General features: G+C 71.4%; 28 protein-coding genes. All 28 read left to right on the forward strand.

The genetic code is table 11. The features are described 5' to 3' along the window. The first annotated feature begins 30 nt into the window (after positions 1-30). The 28 genes from OG329_RS09375 to OG329_RS09510 all read left to right on the forward strand — a co-directional run bounded on the left by OG329_RS09375 (position 31) and on the right by OG329_RS09510 (position 13,203). Positions 31-546: a hypothetical protein gene (locus OG329_RS09375; RefSeq protein ID WP_405794059.1), complete on the forward strand. Its 516-nt coding sequence runs from the start codon at positions 31-33 to the stop codon at positions 544-546. Further along, a complete protein-coding gene (locus tag OG329_RS09380) occupies positions 543-908 on the forward strand; it encodes a hypothetical protein (protein ID WP_405794061.1) in 366 nt (121 codons plus the stop codon). Before OG329_RS09375 ends, OG329_RS09380 begins: the two co-directional genes overlap by 4 nt. Then, positions 908-1,696 carry a hypothetical protein gene (locus OG329_RS09385; protein WP_405794062.1) on the forward strand — a complete coding sequence of 263 codons (789 nt, stop codon included), beginning with the start codon at positions 908-910 and terminating at the stop codon, positions 1,694-1,696. Before OG329_RS09380 ends, OG329_RS09385 begins: the two co-directional genes overlap by 1 nt. Further along, complete coding sequence (locus OG329_RS09390; protein ID WP_405794063.1) at positions 1,696-1,947, forward strand: WhiB family transcriptional regulator; 252 nt, start codon at positions 1,696-1,698, stop codon at positions 1,945-1,947. Before OG329_RS09385 ends, OG329_RS09390 begins: the two co-directional genes overlap by 1 nt. Next, on the forward strand, positions 1,947-2,201 hold the full coding sequence (locus OG329_RS09395; RefSeq protein WP_405794065.1) for a hypothetical protein: 255 nt from the start codon (positions 1,947-1,949) through the stop codon (positions 2,199-2,201). Before OG329_RS09390 ends, OG329_RS09395 begins: the two co-directional genes overlap by 1 nt. After that, on the forward strand, positions 2,201-2,410 hold the full coding sequence (locus tag OG329_RS09400) for a hypothetical protein (RefSeq protein ID WP_405794067.1): 210 nt from the start codon (positions 2,201-2,203) through the stop codon (positions 2,408-2,410). The genes OG329_RS09395 and OG329_RS09400 overlap by 1 nt, the downstream gene beginning before the upstream one ends. Before the next feature lie 81 nt (positions 2,411-2,491). After that, positions 2,492-3,457 (forward strand): hypothetical protein, encoded by a 966-nt coding sequence (locus OG329_RS09405; protein ID WP_405794069.1) that lies wholly within the window; start codon positions 2,492-2,494, stop codon positions 3,455-3,457. Further along, complete coding sequence (locus OG329_RS09410) at positions 3,454-4,131, forward strand: cell surface glycoprotein (protein WP_405794070.1); 678 nt, start codon at positions 3,454-3,456, stop codon at positions 4,129-4,131. Before OG329_RS09405 ends, OG329_RS09410 begins: the two co-directional genes overlap by 4 nt. Next, a complete protein-coding gene (locus tag OG329_RS09415) occupies positions 4,128-4,403 on the forward strand; it encodes a hypothetical protein (protein ID WP_405794071.1) in 276 nt (91 codons plus the stop codon). Before OG329_RS09410 ends, OG329_RS09415 begins: the two co-directional genes overlap by 4 nt. Before the next feature lie 8 nt (positions 4,404-4,411). After that, the gene (locus tag OG329_RS09420) at positions 4,412-4,597 is read left to right on the forward strand and encodes a DUF6011 domain-containing protein (RefSeq protein WP_405794073.1); all 186 of its coding nucleotides are present in this window, start codon (positions 4,412-4,414) and stop codon (positions 4,595-4,597) included. Continuing rightward, positions 4,597-4,884 (forward strand): hypothetical protein, encoded by a 288-nt coding sequence (locus tag OG329_RS09425; protein ID WP_405794074.1) that lies wholly within the window; start codon positions 4,597-4,599, stop codon positions 4,882-4,884. Before OG329_RS09420 ends, OG329_RS09425 begins: the two co-directional genes overlap by 1 nt. Beyond that, positions 4,881-5,222, forward strand: a complete 342-nt coding sequence (locus tag OG329_RS09430) for a helix-turn-helix domain-containing protein (protein ID WP_405794075.1) — start codon at positions 4,881-4,883, stop codon at positions 5,220-5,222. Before OG329_RS09425 ends, OG329_RS09430 begins: the two co-directional genes overlap by 4 nt. 35 nt (positions 5,223-5,257) lie before the next feature. Beyond that, positions 5,258-5,599, forward strand: coding sequence for a hypothetical protein (locus OG329_RS09435; protein WP_405794076.1), 342 nt, complete (start codon positions 5,258-5,260; stop codon positions 5,597-5,599). Positions 5,600-5,651: 52 nt separating this feature from the next. Further along, a complete protein-coding gene (locus tag OG329_RS09440) occupies positions 5,652-5,948 on the forward strand; it encodes a hypothetical protein (protein WP_405794077.1) in 297 nt (98 codons plus the stop codon). Positions 5,949-6,033: 85 nt separating this feature from the next. Beyond that, positions 6,034-7,257, forward strand: coding sequence for a hypothetical protein (locus tag OG329_RS09445; protein ID WP_405794078.1), 1,224 nt, complete (start codon positions 6,034-6,036; stop codon positions 7,255-7,257). Beyond that, positions 7,254-7,397: a hypothetical protein gene (locus OG329_RS09450; protein ID WP_405794080.1), complete on the forward strand. Its 144-nt coding sequence runs from the start codon at positions 7,254-7,256 to the stop codon at positions 7,395-7,397. The genes OG329_RS09445 and OG329_RS09450 overlap by 4 nt, the downstream gene beginning before the upstream one ends. 138 nt (positions 7,398-7,535) lie before the next feature. Next, the gene (locus tag OG329_RS09455) at positions 7,536-7,943 is read left to right on the forward strand and encodes a hypothetical protein (protein WP_405794082.1); all 408 of its coding nucleotides are present in this window, start codon (positions 7,536-7,538) and stop codon (positions 7,941-7,943) included. Continuing rightward, positions 7,940-8,125: a hypothetical protein gene (locus tag OG329_RS09460; protein WP_405794083.1), complete on the forward strand. Its 186-nt coding sequence runs from the start codon at positions 7,940-7,942 to the stop codon at positions 8,123-8,125. Before OG329_RS09455 ends, OG329_RS09460 begins: the two co-directional genes overlap by 4 nt. After that, positions 8,122-8,349 (forward strand): hypothetical protein, encoded by a 228-nt coding sequence (locus OG329_RS09465; RefSeq protein WP_405794084.1) that lies wholly within the window; start codon positions 8,122-8,124, stop codon positions 8,347-8,349. The genes OG329_RS09460 and OG329_RS09465 overlap by 4 nt, the downstream gene beginning before the upstream one ends. After that, positions 8,346-8,858 (forward strand): hypothetical protein, encoded by a 513-nt coding sequence (locus OG329_RS09470; protein WP_405794086.1) that lies wholly within the window; start codon positions 8,346-8,348, stop codon positions 8,856-8,858. Before OG329_RS09465 ends, OG329_RS09470 begins: the two co-directional genes overlap by 4 nt. A gap of 2 nt (positions 8,859-8,860) precedes the next feature. Continuing rightward, positions 8,861-9,538 (forward strand): hypothetical protein, encoded by a 678-nt coding sequence (locus tag OG329_RS09475; protein ID WP_405794087.1) that lies wholly within the window; start codon positions 8,861-8,863, stop codon positions 9,536-9,538. Between the two features lie 208 nt (positions 9,539-9,746). Further along, on the forward strand, positions 9,747-10,559 hold the full coding sequence (locus OG329_RS09480) for a hypothetical protein (protein ID WP_405794089.1): 813 nt from the start codon (positions 9,747-9,749) through the stop codon (positions 10,557-10,559). A 16-nt stretch (positions 10,560-10,575) separates the two neighbouring features. Further along, positions 10,576-10,725, forward strand: coding sequence for a hypothetical protein (locus OG329_RS09485; RefSeq protein WP_405794091.1), 150 nt, complete (start codon positions 10,576-10,578; stop codon positions 10,723-10,725). A 7-nt stretch (positions 10,726-10,732) separates the two neighbouring features. Continuing rightward, positions 10,733-11,242, forward strand: coding sequence for a hypothetical protein (locus OG329_RS09490; RefSeq protein WP_405794093.1), 510 nt, complete (start codon positions 10,733-10,735; stop codon positions 11,240-11,242). Between the two features lie 529 nt (positions 11,243-11,771). Then, positions 11,772-11,939, forward strand: coding sequence for a hypothetical protein (locus OG329_RS09495; protein WP_405794094.1), 168 nt, complete (start codon positions 11,772-11,774; stop codon positions 11,937-11,939). Between the two features lie 187 nt (positions 11,940-12,126). Further along, the gene (locus tag OG329_RS09500) at positions 12,127-12,414 is read left to right on the forward strand and encodes a hypothetical protein (protein WP_405794095.1); all 288 of its coding nucleotides are present in this window, start codon (positions 12,127-12,129) and stop codon (positions 12,412-12,414) included. 21 nt (positions 12,415-12,435) lie between these two features. Then, the gene (locus tag OG329_RS09505; RefSeq protein ID WP_405794096.1) at positions 12,436-12,717 is read left to right on the forward strand and encodes an HNH endonuclease; all 282 of its coding nucleotides are present in this window, start codon (positions 12,436-12,438) and stop codon (positions 12,715-12,717) included. Between the two features lie 45 nt (positions 12,718-12,762). After that, entirely contained in the window at positions 12,763-13,203 is a 441-nt protein-coding gene (locus OG329_RS09510) for an AAA family ATPase (RefSeq protein WP_405794097.1), read from the forward strand. Positions 13,204-13,381 lie beyond the last annotated feature (178 nt).

Raw genomic sequence — 13,381 nt, forward strand, 5'->3', positions numbered from 1 at the left:
ATCGGGGCGGCCCACCCCCTAGGAGACCACATGGACATGCAGGAACTCGCGCTTGAGTCGGCCGCGTTGAAGGCCCTCGGTGACGCGATCAGCGAACGGCAGAAGGCCGTACGCGTGCAGATGCAGGAAGCCCTCACCACCTCCGGCGCCTCCCGGCTCGACGCCGCGCTGCCGGACGGGACGAAGGTCGCGACGGTCTTCCGTACGGACCCGAAGCCGACCGCCGCGGTGGTCGACCCGGAGTTGTTCCTGAAGTGGGTGCGCGAGCACTCCCCGGCGAACGTCGTCACCCGGCTGGTGACGGAGATCCGGCCGGCGTACACGGCGGCGCTACTTGCCGAGATGACCGCGATCGGATCAGCGGTGTGGGCGGACCGGGAGACCGGTGAGGTCCACGACGTGCCGGGTGTGGAGATCAAGGCGACGCGGGCGGCAGGGCATTCGGTGCGGCCGGTCGACGGCGGGCGTGAGGCGATCGCCGAGGCGTGGCGCACCGGCGCGCTGGCGCACCTGAGCATCCCGCAGATCACCGGCGGTGCGGCATGATCCGGGGCCGTAAGCAGCGTGAGATCGACCGGCTGCGCGCCGACCGCGAGTACCTGTACGAGCGGCTGGAGGCGGCGGAGACGGACGCCGCCGCGCACCTCGGCAACGTGCGCCGCCTGGCCGCGCAGAACGTGCAGTTGGCGGACAAACTCGACGCTGCACGCCGACCGGCCCCGGCTGTCCCTGAGCCCGCTCCGGCCCCGGTCACAGACCGGTCGCTGCTCCGGCGTCTGGACCTGTCGGAGCGAGCCCGCCGGTCGCTGGCAGGACAACTCGCGACGGTGCAGGCGGCGAACGACGCGATGTGCCGCGACGCGGTCACCGCCGCCGGGAACCTCGCAGCGACCCCGGCGGGTGCCTGATGCCTCGTACCCGCGCCTACCAGCGGACCCGGCACCGCAAACGCGGCTACGGCACCTGGCAGCCCCTCGTGGACGCCACCCCGGTCCGCCAGCACCTCCTCGCGCTCAACTCGGCAGGTCTGTCGTACGCGGTGATCGCCGAGCGGATCGGCCGGTCGACGGCCACGGTCACCGGGTTCATCTACGACGCGGGCCCGCGTCGGCCGAGGAAGAAGCGCGCCACCCACGAGCTGGCCGCCGCGATCCTGGCGGTGACCGCGACGGAGCTGGTGCCGGGGCAGGTCGACGCCACTGGTACCGGGCGCCGTGTGCAGGCCCTGGCGGCGATCGGGTGGCCCATGCGGAGGCTCGGGCCCCACCTGGGGGTTCACCCGGCCTGCGTCGGCCGCCTGGCCGGGCAGCAGTTCGTGTACCGCAGTACCGCCCGCACCGTCGCCGAGGCGTACGACCGGCTCCAGCACCAGGTTCCGGAGGAACACGGGGTGAGCCTCGCAACCGCGGTCAGGACACGGAAGTGGGCCGAGCGCATGGGCTGGCCGAACCCGGTGTGGTGGGACGACATGGGCCACATCGACGACCCCACGTTCGACCCGACGACGGCAGAACGGGGCCTGAACCGGGACCAGTTGGCCACCCTGCGCCGTACTGAGATCGCCCACCTACGGAGTTTCGGGCTCACCGAGGAAACCATCGCGGCCCGTCTCGGGATGGCCCTGTCCACCGTCCTCGCGATCACCGCCGAGATCCGCACCGGGCAGCGCCGCGACCGCACTTCGGCGGTGGCGTGATGAGCCCCGACTGGCGCGCCGAAGCGCTGTGCGCCGAGACGGACCCGGAGATCTTCTACCCCGAGCGCGGTGACTCCGTGACAGCGGCCTTGGAGATCTGCATGGGCTGCCCCGTACGCCGGGCGTGCGCCGACTACGCCATCGAGCACGAAGCCGAGGGCGTGTGGGGCGGGCTCTCCGCGAAGCAGCGCCGCGCCATCCGCAGCACCAGCGGCACCCGCCTCAACACCCCCGCAAGGAAGGCGAGCTGATGCCCCGCAACGAGATCGTCACCATCCTCGCCCCGGCCGGAGCCGTGCCCCACCCCAGCCGGTACGCGCACATCGACGTCGACGGCGACCGGCTCCTCATCGCCACCGCGCTGATGCCCGGCAACGTCCCCGGCATCTACTTCCGGACCGACGCCGACGGATCGTCCGTCCCGCTGGCCGACCTGCCCGCGCTGATCGCCCAACTCCAGGTCATCGCCGCTGCGTCGCAGACCGAGGCCGAGGAGGCCCGCTGATGCCCACCACCCAGCCCCGTGAGGGCCGTTGCCAGCACTGCCAGCAGACCCGCCCCCTGTTCAAGCACGAGGGCGAACTCCAGTACTGGGGGTACGAGGGGCCGACCGCGTGGCTGTGCGCCCGCGATTACAGCGCCCGCGAGGTCGCCGTCGAGAACGGCCGCGACATCCGCATCGAGCGGGACCTGATCGTCTTCCCCGCCGCCTGATCCACCCCCGCGACCCGTCCGGGGCGGCCGGCCCGAGCCCCGCCCCGGACGTGACACCCGCACAGCAGAGAGAAGCCGCACATGCCCTGGGTCCGACTCGATGACCGGTTCCCGACGCACCGCAAGGTCGCACTCCTGTCCGACCGCGCGTTCCGCCTGTACGTATCGGCGCTCTGCTGGTCGTCGGAGAACCTGACCGAGGGCCTGATCCTCGACCGCGAACTGACGCTCGTGGCACGGCTGCGCGGCGCCAAGACGGCGGCCACGGAGCTGGAGGAAGCGAAGCTCTGGGACCGGGTCGACGGCGGCTGGTCCATCCACGACTACCTCGAATACAACCCCGACCGCTCCCGAGTCCAGGCGGACCGGGCGGCGAACGCGGCCCGGCAGAAGGCGTTCCGGCAGCGGCGCGCCGAGCGGGAAGCCGAGGCCCGTAACGCCTCAAGTAACGCCCCCCATAACGGCGTTACGGGCGACCAGTACGACGCCGAAAACGACGCCTCGGCGACACGAACGCGACACGACGGCGACACGACGGCGCTTCGAACCGACTCCGAAAATCGCTCATCACCGCAGGTCGACGCGTTTCGTAACGGCGTTAGTAACGGCCCCCCGTCCCCGCCCCCGTCCCACACTCCTTCTCCTACGGAGAAGGAGCAAGCAAGCAGGACGCGCGAGCACGGCATCCCGGAGCAGGCCCGGCCCCTCGTAGACGCCCTCACCGCCAACGGCGTCATCGTCCGCTGGCCCTTCCACGGCAACGAGTGGTTCCCCCTCCTCGCCCTCATCTCCCGCACCGGCATCCCCGCAATGGTCGACCACGCCACCAAGGTCGCCGCCCGTACCTCCGTGGAGTCGGCGAAGTACTTCGTGCCCGGCTGGGGGGAGTTGCCGCCGCTGCCACCGCCCGGAGACGGACGCCCCGCGCTCCGCACCGTCGACACCCCCCGGCCGCCACTCTCCCCGCAGGCCGCCCGCCGCAACGAATCGCGCAACCTCCTCGACAACCTCGCCGCCCAACTCCGGGCCACAGGAGGCACCCAGTGACACCCGACCAGATCCCCCTCCTCCTCAAGCAGGTGTCGTACGCCGACCCCCGGGTCCTCCCCGAGGACCCCGCCGAACTCATGGGCCTCGCCGCCCTCTGGGCAACCGTCCTCGCCGACGTCCCCACCGAGTACGCCATGCAGGCCGTCGGCGAGCACTACGCCAAGTCCCCGTTCCCGATCAAGCCGTCCGACATCAGCACCCGGTGGGGGGCTGTCGTCCGCGAGCGCATGAACCGCCACGTCGGCACGTTCGAGCCGATCGAGCACCCTGAGCTGGACCCCGACGACATCGCGGGATACCAGGCCGCGCTCCTCGCCGAACGCCAGGCCGTCGTCCACGGGCAGCAGCCCCCGACCGAACTCAAGGCGATCACCGCAGGCCCGGCCGCCGAGGAAGTCGAACGCCGCATGGCCGCCCTCGGGTCATACATGCCCCCGTCCGTCGCCGACGCCCTCCGACCCCACCGCCCCGTACGAGCCGAGCGGGAACGCACCATCCGCGCCGGACAACCCGACCCGCTCGCCGTCGACTGCCCGGTGGAGACGTGCCGCGCGTACGCCGGCCGCCCCTGCACCCGCCCCGGCAAAGGCGGCGCCCGCCACGCGCTCACGGCAGGCGCCCACCCTTCGCGTACCGAAGCCGCCACGGCGGTGCTGGAGGCCGCGCGATGAGCGACAGCGTGTTCGTCGTACAGGAAGAACCCACCGGCCGCTGGATCGCCGCCTGCTGCGACACCCGATGCGGCCACGGAATGCACACCCTCGCCGACACCGAGACCAAGCGCGCCGCCGACGCAGCAGCCACCCGGCACCGACGGCTCCTCAAGACCATGCCGCCCAACGTGGACAAGCCGCTGACCACCGACACCTGCGATACCTGCGGTCAGTCGAAGCGCGCGATCGAGCAGCTTCAGCAGCTCGTCGCCGAGCTGGAGGCGCAGTGATGTGCCGGGTGTGCGGGCGCCCCCTCCGCACCGAGCAGTCCCGCACCCGCGGCGCCGGCCCCGTCTGCTGGGCCGCCACCCGCCCCCGCGTACACCGGCCGGTCGCAGTCGACATCACCGCCGTGCCCGAGCCGATCCCCGGCCAGCGGGAACTCGAACTCGCCCCGCACCAGCCGACCCTCTGGAGCCTCTGATGCCGCTCAGCGTCCGCCACGTCTACGTCGTCATGTGCGACGTCTGCCGCGCCGAGTACACCGACCCCGAAACCGAAGTCGTCGCCTGGTTCGAGGACGAGACCAGCGCCGAGCAGATCACCCGCGCTGACGGCTGGCTGATCCTTGCCCGGCCCTGGCCGGACCGGTTCATCTGCCCCCGCAGCGACGCCGACCACCAGGCCCGCATGGACGACCTCATGCCGCCCGAGCCCGTCATCCAGATCCCCGGCCAGCTCGGGCTCGACGGCACCGAGGAGCCGTGGTGACCGCGATCCCCGGAGCCGCCCGCACCTGCCGCATCGACGGATGCACCCGCACCCCGCCTCCACACAAGAACCGCTGCTCCAAATGCGCCCACCGCATCCGCCTCTACGGCGACCCCACCATCGCCGCCTACCCGCTCGACCCCATCACCATCGACGCCGCCGTACGCGACCACCGAGCCCCGGCCGGCATGCGGCTCCGCGAACGCCGCGCCGCCGGACTCACCCTCACCGACCACGGCCTGCCCGCCGCCGAGATCGCCCGCATCTTCGGCGTCTCCCCGCGGACCGTCACCCGGTGGCGCGCCCGCCGCCGAGCCGACATGCAGCAAGCCGCCTGACCAACCACACCCCGACCCAACAGGAGAAACCCGACATGGGCATGTACCACTCCACCTACTTCGCCTACGGCATCCACGTCGTCACCGACCAGCACGGCTGGCAGGCATCCGAGCACGCCGAGACCGAACTGCCCAAGGTCAAGGACCGCTGCCCGAACGTCGGCTACCTCACCGCTGGCAACTACGACGAGGACATGTTGTTCCTCGTCACCGAGTCGACCGAGGTCGACCTCGGGAAGTTCGAGCACGTCACCCCCGCACGCGTCAGCGCCGAGCAGCAGGCCGATTGGGATCGGCAGCTCGCTGAGGCCGCGCGGGCTCTGGGCTACGGCGAGTTCAGCTCAGCGGGCTGGCTCGTCGTCCCCGACCTGAGCTAACCCCCGCCACGGATCCGGTTCTCGCCGGCCCGCGCACAGAAGGAGCAGCACCATGACCGCCCTCACCGACCTGATCGCCCCCTCACCACCAACGCCTGATCAGACGACCGACTGGGAGTGGATCCGTCTGAACGTCCTGCCCCCGATGTGGCGGAACCCCGTCGGTATCCCTGAACTCCGCACCTGCTACTGCCAGGCCCCGCCGTCCGCCTGGCTCGGCGGCACCTACGCCCCCGAGGCGTGGCTGTGGAACCGGGAGGGCCGGAACGTCGCCGCCCCGGACGGCAGCGGCCTGATTGGTCTGTGGGCGGTCGGCCGCACGTGCACCCGCCGGTACCCCGCCCCGTGACCTCGCGCGACGGCCCGCCCCCCTCGCTTGCGACGAGGGGGCCGGGCGCCCGAGTAGTCCACCACCCCAGCTTGAGGAGATCAACATGAGCACCACGCCCGAGCCCACGAACCCCGCCGCCGCTGTCGAAGTCCGTGACCGGTGCCCGCACTGCGGTGACCACCAGCTCGTACCGCGCGTGCAGATGGGCGAGCACCTGGCCCGGCTCCACCCCGAACAGCCCACGATCAGCCCCGTCCGCTGCCCGGTCTGCCCGTGGGCGGTGCATGGCATCCCGGACGCGTACACGGCGGCCCGTGCCGAGGCCCTGGCCGGGCACCAGGCCGAGGAGCACGCACCGGAGCAGCCCGCGCCCTCGTTGCCCGGCTTCTACCGGTACACCGACCCCGAGGGCGACACCCTCGACATCAGCCCCGCGCTCGCCGACATCGGCGGGCAGGAGACCCCGGTTGCGGCGTTGGCGATCGACATCCCGCACGGTCTCGGGATCACCATCCACGTTCCGCCTGCTGACACGGAGCGGGTGGTGGCTGCGATCCGTGCCGCGTCCGGGGTGCAGCCCAAGTGCGGGGAGTGCGGCGACAGCGGTGCCTGCAACGGCGGGCCCTGCGCCCTGCGCACCGCCGCCCGGCCTGTGCCCGACACCGAGCGGCGCGAACGGTACGCGGCGGCGATCGGCGCCACGGACATCAACAACGCGCACGTGATCCGACTCGCCACCGATGCCGCGATGGTCGTGGCGGACGAGGAGCGGAACGGGCGCACGCAACGGTTGCTGGACGAGATCACCCGCCTGCGTGCCGAGCTGGAGCAGGCCCGCGATCTGCTCCAGCGCGCGGAGTCCTACCTGTCCGCCCTCCACGGAAGCGTCGCCCGCCACGACAACCTCGGCGCCGGGCTGGGGTGTGCCGGGTGTGAGCTGCGGGACCAGATCACCGCCCACCGCACCGCCGCGCCCGATGTGCAGCCCACCCGGGTGACTGCCGAGCTGGAGCAGGCCCGCGCCGCTGTCGCCGAACTCGGGCAGGCCATCCGCCTGACCCGTGAGTACGTCGGCGAGGAACTGCTGCCGCCCGTTGAGGGCTGGTCCTGGTACGACGCGCTCCGACGCCACGCCCCGCAGGAACTCACCGCCACCGGGTCCGGCGGGCAGGCCGAGGACGGGGCGCAGCAGCCGAACCCGCTCGCCGTCTGCGTCTGTGGTCACAGCCGGGGCGAGCACGTCACCGTCAGCGGACGTCTGCTCTGCGACGAGTGCGACCCCGCCGCTGAAGGCGCCTTCGTCTGCAAGGAGTTCGAGGCCCTGTGAGCACGAGCGGATACGACGGCATCAGCCTGGCCGGACGGTGGGAATGCGGGGCCTGCGGAGCCTCCGGAGACGGCTGGTGGGACGAGGACCAGGGCCTCGTCCTGGACGCCGAGCACGAGTGCGAGGAGTCGACCGCCTGACCGGGTGTGGCGCGCCCTGACCCCCACGGGGCGCGCCACACGCCCGTCTCCCGCCCGAACACCCGCCCGACCACCCCCCCCAGCCGCACCCAGCCGCACCGAGACCGCCACAGAGGCGCACAACGCCACGGAGACCCGATGACCACCAGCCCCGCCGACGAACTCCGCACCGCCGCCGCGACGGTGCGCGCGCTCGCCACAGCGGCCAGCACCGCCACCGACGGCACCCCCACCGCCCACTGGAACACCAAGGAACAACGCGGCGGCGGCGCGCGGCTCTACGGCGACTACACCACCGACGGGCGCGGACAACGGATCGGATGGCCGCCCCTGATGCACGGCACGACCCGGCCGCCGCACATGGAGCCTCAGCACGCCGCATACGCCGCCACCATGGGGCCCGCGCTCGGGCTCGCGCTCGCCGACTGGCTGGACCGCATGGCCGACGCCAACGAGACCGTCAACGACTACACGTTCGGCCTCGTCGCGACGCTCAACCTCGAAGCCCTCGCGGTGGCCCGGCAGATCAACGGGGGTGGGTCGTGACCGGCCGCCTCAACACCCGCAGGACCGCAGCCCTGCGCGCCCTCGCGCAGGGACACGGCACCCGCCCGCCCTCCCGCTTCCCCGGGGAGACCCAGCCCAGCGGCGACCTCCCCGACGACCCCGACCTCGCCGCCCGGCTGCTCGAAGCCCGCGACCGGCAGATCAACGGAGACACCAGATGACCGCCGCCCGGCTGCTCACCGCCGCCCCCGCGATCGTCCTACTCACCGCCATGCTCATCGTCCTCGTGCTCGTGGTCGGCGAGCACCGGCGCCTCCGCCGTATCGAAGCCGGCACCGTCGAGCGGCGCGCCCGCCCGCACAGCGTCCACGCAGGCACCGCAGCGCAGGACGCGGCAGCCATCACCCGCGCCGCCATCAACAAGCAGGGAGACAACGCCGCATGACCGAGCGCCTGTCCGTCAACGAGATCACGTCCGACCAACTCGACCGGCTGTACGACCGGCTGGAGACGGCCGAGCGAGACGCCAAGGACTCCATTGCCGCCGCCGTGCGCCTCACCGCCCTAATGGGGAAGCGCTCCGAGAAAGCCGAGCGGGCCGCCAAGGGCCAGCACCTCCGCGCGCACCGAGCCCACGCCGAGCTGCGCACCCTCCGTTCCGGCATCCGCGCACTCGGCGGCGACCCCACCACGATCCAGAACCTGTGGGCGCAGATCAGCCTCCGCAACCGGCGGTGGCGGGCGGAGAAGCAGCGCGCCGCCACTTACCGGGCCGCGTGGCACTCAGCCCGCCGCCGAGCCCGAGGCCGCGTTCAAACCGAGGCCGCGCTCGACCGCGTACGCCAGCTCGCTGCTGCATGGGCCGACCCCAAGAACTGGGACAGCGTCGGCATGCGACACGGCGTCGCCGCCACTGCGCTGACCGTGACGATCAACGGACCCAAGGAGTACTGACCGTGGACACCACCACCGCGCTCACCACCATCGCCCTCCGCTGGACAGACCTCCGCACCGCCCTCACCACCCACAACGCGTCATGGCCCCCCGCCGGACGCGCCGACATCCTCCGGGCGCTCGACGAGCTGGACGCCACCGACGCCGCGCACCTCCGTGCCGACGGCATCCCTCTGCGTACGGTCGCCGCACCGATCGACCTCACCGTCCTCGACCTCATGACCCTCACCGAGAGCGCGCTTGTCGACTGCGCCGACCACACCGCCGCCGTCATCCAGCGCTCCCCGATGAGCCGCGCCCCCCGCGACTGGCCCGCCACCGACCGGGCCCGCCGAGACGCCCTCGCCGACGCCGACCGGGACGACCGCCGCCGCTGGCGATACACCGGCCACCGCACCGCCCCCCACGCCGCCCTCTGGCTCTACGGCCGCATCACCAACGCCGGAGGCCCCTTCGCGCTCCTGAGCGACGACCAGCACCACGACATCGCCACCGTCGCCCGCACCGCCGCGAGCCGGGTTGAGCAAGCCCTCGACATCACCGGGCAGGTTGCTCAACTCACCCCGCCCTGCCCCGACTGCGGCGGCACCGTCCAGATGCACGGCGGCGCCGGCGCGCGGCCAGTTGCTCACTGCGTCGGCTGCGGGCGCACCTGGGCTGAGCAACCCATCCCAGCCTGACTGGGAGGTGAGCAACCCCCCACGCTCACCTCCCAGTTGACCACCGCAAAGCGTTACGTACCGCCAACTACCGTGCTATAGTCCCGCGTTAGATAACAAAAGAACGGCCCCCGCCCGGTGGTGGAACACCGAACGAGGGCCTGACCGAGACAGAGCGCTAACTCCGTCTCCGGCTACCACACAGAGACTCGGAGGTCTCCCCGTGGCTATGCGTGATCGTATCTCGCGCCTCACACGCCGTGACAACCCCGGCAACACCCCCCTTGCTCACCCCAACCCGGCCGCCCCCTGGTGGGTCCGCGCCTTCACCGCCGCCGGCCGACCCATCATCGCCGTCGTCGTCCTCGGCATGTGCGCCCCCGGCGAACACCACCTCGCCGTCCTCGCCGGATGGGACTCCCGCCTCGCCTGGGGCATGGCCGCCGTCCTCGCCGCCTACGCCGGGATCGCCGCCGCCGTCGCCAGCGCCCGACCGAAAGGCGCCCCCGGCAAACGGTCCGCCATCGCAGGGGCGTTCCTCTCCCTCGGCGCCGCCATGGCCGCACAGCCCGTGTCTCACGCGTTCGTTACCGGGCATCTCAGCAGCGAGCCGCGCACGCCGCTCGCCCTCGTCATTGCCGTCTCATGCGTTCCGCCGCTCGTGCTCGGGCACCTCCTGCACCTCGCGGCCACGCCCGTACGGACCGCCGCCCCAGGGCCGGTTGAGCAACCCCGGCTCGTCGGTGAGCCGCTCGTGCGAGACGTCCTCGACCTCCCCGAGCCGGACGACGAGCCGAAGGCGCTCAACGCGCCCCCGCAGGCGCCCACCGAGCCGCAGGGTGAGCAAGGGCCCGAGCAGGCCGAGCAGGCCGTACCAACGTGGTTTCTCACCACCCGGCAGGTAGCCGAGTTGTACGGCGTCGAGCCCAGCACAGTCGGTACCTGGAAGCAGCGCGGGAAGATCACCCCCGCCATGGTCGACCCGTCGCTCGGGAACATGTACGACCCCGAGATGCTGCCTTCGGTCGCCTCCACCGGCTGAGCAACCCACCCAGCCCGTGGCCCTCTTCGGCCTACTCTGCGCGCTCGCAGCCGGTTTCGCGCTGCTCGGTCTCGCCTACGTGGCGGCCCCCGACATCCCGGCCATCACCGGGACCGTCGCCCTCATCATCACCATCGCAGCCCTCGGGCTCGCCATCCTCCACTGAGGACACCATGCAGATCGTCACCATCGGCGGCGTCACCATCGGCCTCGCCATCCTCACCGCCACCCTCGTGCGCTGGTACCCCGGCTACCGCACCCTGAAGAAGAAGCCCATCCCCTTCCTCGGGCAGCTCCTGCCGTTCCTCCTCGCGTGGACGTACGGCGTCCTCGCGATCCTCACCGTCGGCGGGCTGGTCGGATGGATCGCCGACACCACTCTGTGGATCTCCAACTGGCTCGGTGACGTCGCCTTGGTCTGGGGTGTTGGCGGACAGGCCGGGCAGTCCGCGTCCGGTGGCACGTACCTGCCGCTCACGCAGACCGGCGGCGCCCTCGTGCTGCTGATGACCGTCGCTGCCGTCGTCGCGGCGAAGAAGTCGAAGTACGGGGCCGACATCAAGGCCGGGTCATGGTGCGGCATCTGCCTCGGCACCAGCGCGGGCGTGGCCGGGTTCGCCGCCGTGCCGCTCGCCCAGGCCGTCAACGTCGCCGGGGCGCACCTGTACGGGGTCATCGGATGAGCAAGCCCGAACAGGTCCCCGAGAACTCCCGTGCGGCCGGGGCGTGCGTCCTGATCACCGTCGCCGGGGGCGCCACTGGGGCCGTGTTCGCGGTCTCCCCGGCCGCCGGGATCCTCGGGGTCTGGGTGGTCGGCACAGCCGCCCTCTGGCGGTACGCGCGACGCCGGGTGTCCGATATGCCCGCCACTCCCCCACCGCCCTCCGCGCCCCCTCTCGGGGACGTTTACGCAGGTGGCGAGGACCGTATCGCAAGAGTGGAGTACGACCCGAGCGGGGCCCGCTGCACCATACACGTAGTGCGGCAGGAGGTGAACGAGACATGATCAAACGCCTGTTGAGCCTCGTCCCCACGTACTGCGCGCGGTGCGGTTGGTGGGTAGAACCCGGCTGCGGCCACTGACTGTCAGACCCGAGCAGTACGCTCCACCACGTCCACGCTGCTGGCTGCCGCTCGGACCCCGGCCCCACCGCCCACCCCGGCCGTGGGGCCCAGCCATGCCACGCTCAACTCATTCCCGAGGAGGACCCCATGACCCAGCACGTGAACCTGGCCAAGAGCACCGACCCGCACGCCCCGCTCCGCAAGGCCATGGACCAGGCGAGGGCGTCAGCACGCGCCGTCCTCGAAGGCCCGGCGTACCGCTCGGCAGGGCAGAGCTTCCAGCGGATCGCCGAAGGGCTCCGCCCCCGCGCCTGAGCGCCCGCCGCGACACGCATTGCAATCAGTTGCACAAACGGCCGATCATCCCCCACACTTGCCCCATCTCCGGCGTGCCCGGAAACAACCAGGCCCCCGCCCCAACGGGGGCCTTCACCATTCCCCCACAACGATCACCCGACTTGACGCACCATGTCCCCCACACCACACCGTCCTTGGGGGGACCATGCGCACCCGCACCACACTCGCCGCCGCTGCCACAGCGGCCCTCCTGCTCGCCCTCACCGGCTGCGGCGACAGCCAAGCCGAGACCGAAGCCAAATGCGTCAAAGCCGTCAAGGCCCGCGCCGAAGGCGACAAGTCCAAGCCCAAGGCATGCGACAGCCTCTCCGAGGACGACTACAACACCCTCGTCATCGGCGCCATCCTCGAAGAAGAGGGCCTGGGCAACGTCGGCGAGAACCCCGAGGACCTGCTCGACTACGCCGAAGACGGAGTGGTCGACAACCCGTAGACGACGGGGAGGTGGGCGCCCGTGGCCGGCATACGCAACGGGCGCCCCTACCGCAGACTGTGCGACTGGCAACGCGCCCTCGGGCTCCCGTGCTGGCTCTGCGGCCACAACATCGCCTACGAGATCCGAGGCGTCCTCGCGGGCAAACACCCCGAGGCGTTCACCCTCGACCACCTCGTACCCCTGTCGCTCGGTGGCGACCTCCTCAACCCCGCCAACGCCAGGTCTGCGCACCGGCGGTGCAACAGCGCCCGCGGCAACCGCACCAGCATCAAGCAGCCCCGAGCGTCACGCCGTTGGTGACCCGCAGAGGCGCGCATTCCAAACGCGGGGAGGGAGTTACGCACCGTGCTCATCGTCGTGACCGGCCCACCCGGCGCAGGCAAATCATCCTGGATCCGCGCCCACGCCAAGCCCGTCGACATCGTCATCGACCTCGACCTCATGGCCCTCGCCATGGCCGGCCCCAGTGCCGACCACCACGCGCACACACCCGCGCTCATGCGCATCGTCCACCGGGCACGGCAGGCAGCCATCCACGAGGCCGAGCACGTACTGGGCACCACCGACGTGTACCTCATCCACACCATGCCCCAAGTCAAAGCACGCGCACGATACAAGCGGCTCGGCGCACGCATCATCACCGTCGACCCCGGCGAGTCCGTTGTACGCCAGCGTGTACGGGACATGAGGCAACCCACCATGGAGGCAGTCGTCACCCGCTGGTACCGGGACCACCGACGCGGCGGCTCACGCGCAGTCACACCACAGTCATCACGCACTTGGTGATCAACACGAGCGAAAACGATCAACGCGGAACGTGAGCAACACCGCAGGTCGAGCCCCCCACGGGGAGAGACTGGATCAAAAGTTCAGAGCAAGACCGGGCGACCCAAACGCCCTTCTCGCCCAGATTTTTGCGTGGCCATTTTGAAAGCGCTAATCCCCGAACTGCGAGCGTTGGCGA

The organism is Streptomyces sp. NBC_01506 (assembly GCF_045040295.1).
Taxonomy (GTDB): Bacteria; Actinomycetota; Actinomycetes; order Streptomycetales; family Streptomycetaceae; genus Streptomyces.

Coding starts and splice junctions, on each gene's coding strand:
- OG329_RS09380 (WP_405794061.1), top strand. CDS start 543: ATGATCCGGGGCCGTAAGCAGCGTGAGATCGACCGGCTGCGCGCCGAC.
- OG329_RS09425 (WP_405794074.1), top strand. CDS start 4,597: ATGCCGCTCAGCGTCCGCCACGTCTACGTCGTCATGTGCGACGTCTGC.
- OG329_RS09445 (WP_405794078.1), top strand. CDS start 6,034: ATGAGCACCACGCCCGAGCCCACGAACCCCGCCGCCGCTGTCGAAGTC.
- OG329_RS09385 (WP_405794062.1), top strand. CDS start 908: ATGCCTCGTACCCGCGCCTACCAGCGGACCCGGCACCGCAAACGCGGC.
- OG329_RS09470 (WP_405794086.1), top strand. CDS start 8,346: ATGACCGAGCGCCTGTCCGTCAACGAGATCACGTCCGACCAACTCGAC.
- OG329_RS09390 (WP_405794063.1), top strand. CDS start 1,696: ATGAGCCCCGACTGGCGCGCCGAAGCGCTGTGCGCCGAGACGGACCCG.
- OG329_RS09405 (WP_405794069.1), top strand. CDS start 2,492: ATGCCCTGGGTCCGACTCGATGACCGGTTCCCGACGCACCGCAAGGTC.
- OG329_RS09490 (WP_405794093.1), top strand. CDS start 10,733: ATGCAGATCGTCACCATCGGCGGCGTCACCATCGGCCTCGCCATCCTC.
- OG329_RS09500 (WP_405794095.1), top strand. CDS start 12,127: ATGCGCACCCGCACCACACTCGCCGCCGCTGCCACAGCGGCCCTCCTG.
- OG329_RS09415 (WP_405794071.1), top strand. CDS start 4,128: ATGAGCGACAGCGTGTTCGTCGTACAGGAAGAACCCACCGGCCGCTGG.
- OG329_RS09435 (WP_405794076.1), top strand. CDS start 5,258: ATGGGCATGTACCACTCCACCTACTTCGCCTACGGCATCCACGTCGTC.
- OG329_RS09400 (WP_405794067.1), top strand. CDS start 2,201: ATGCCCACCACCCAGCCCCGTGAGGGCCGTTGCCAGCACTGCCAGCAG.
- OG329_RS09375 (WP_405794059.1), top strand. CDS start 31: ATGGACATGCAGGAACTCGCGCTTGAGTCGGCCGCGTTGAAGGCCCTC.
- OG329_RS09395 (WP_405794065.1), top strand. CDS start 1,947: ATGCCCCGCAACGAGATCGTCACCATCCTCGCCCCGGCCGGAGCCGTG.
- OG329_RS09455 (WP_405794082.1), top strand. CDS start 7,536: ATGACCACCAGCCCCGCCGACGAACTCCGCACCGCCGCCGCGACGGTG.
- OG329_RS09465 (WP_405794084.1), top strand. CDS start 8,122: ATGACCGCCGCCCGGCTGCTCACCGCCGCCCCCGCGATCGTCCTACTC.
- OG329_RS09480 (WP_405794089.1), top strand. CDS start 9,747: ATGCGTGATCGTATCTCGCGCCTCACACGCCGTGACAACCCCGGCAAC.
- OG329_RS09495 (WP_405794094.1), top strand. CDS start 11,772: ATGACCCAGCACGTGAACCTGGCCAAGAGCACCGACCCGCACGCCCCG.
- OG329_RS09440 (WP_405794077.1), top strand. CDS start 5,652: ATGACCGCCCTCACCGACCTGATCGCCCCCTCACCACCAACGCCTGAT.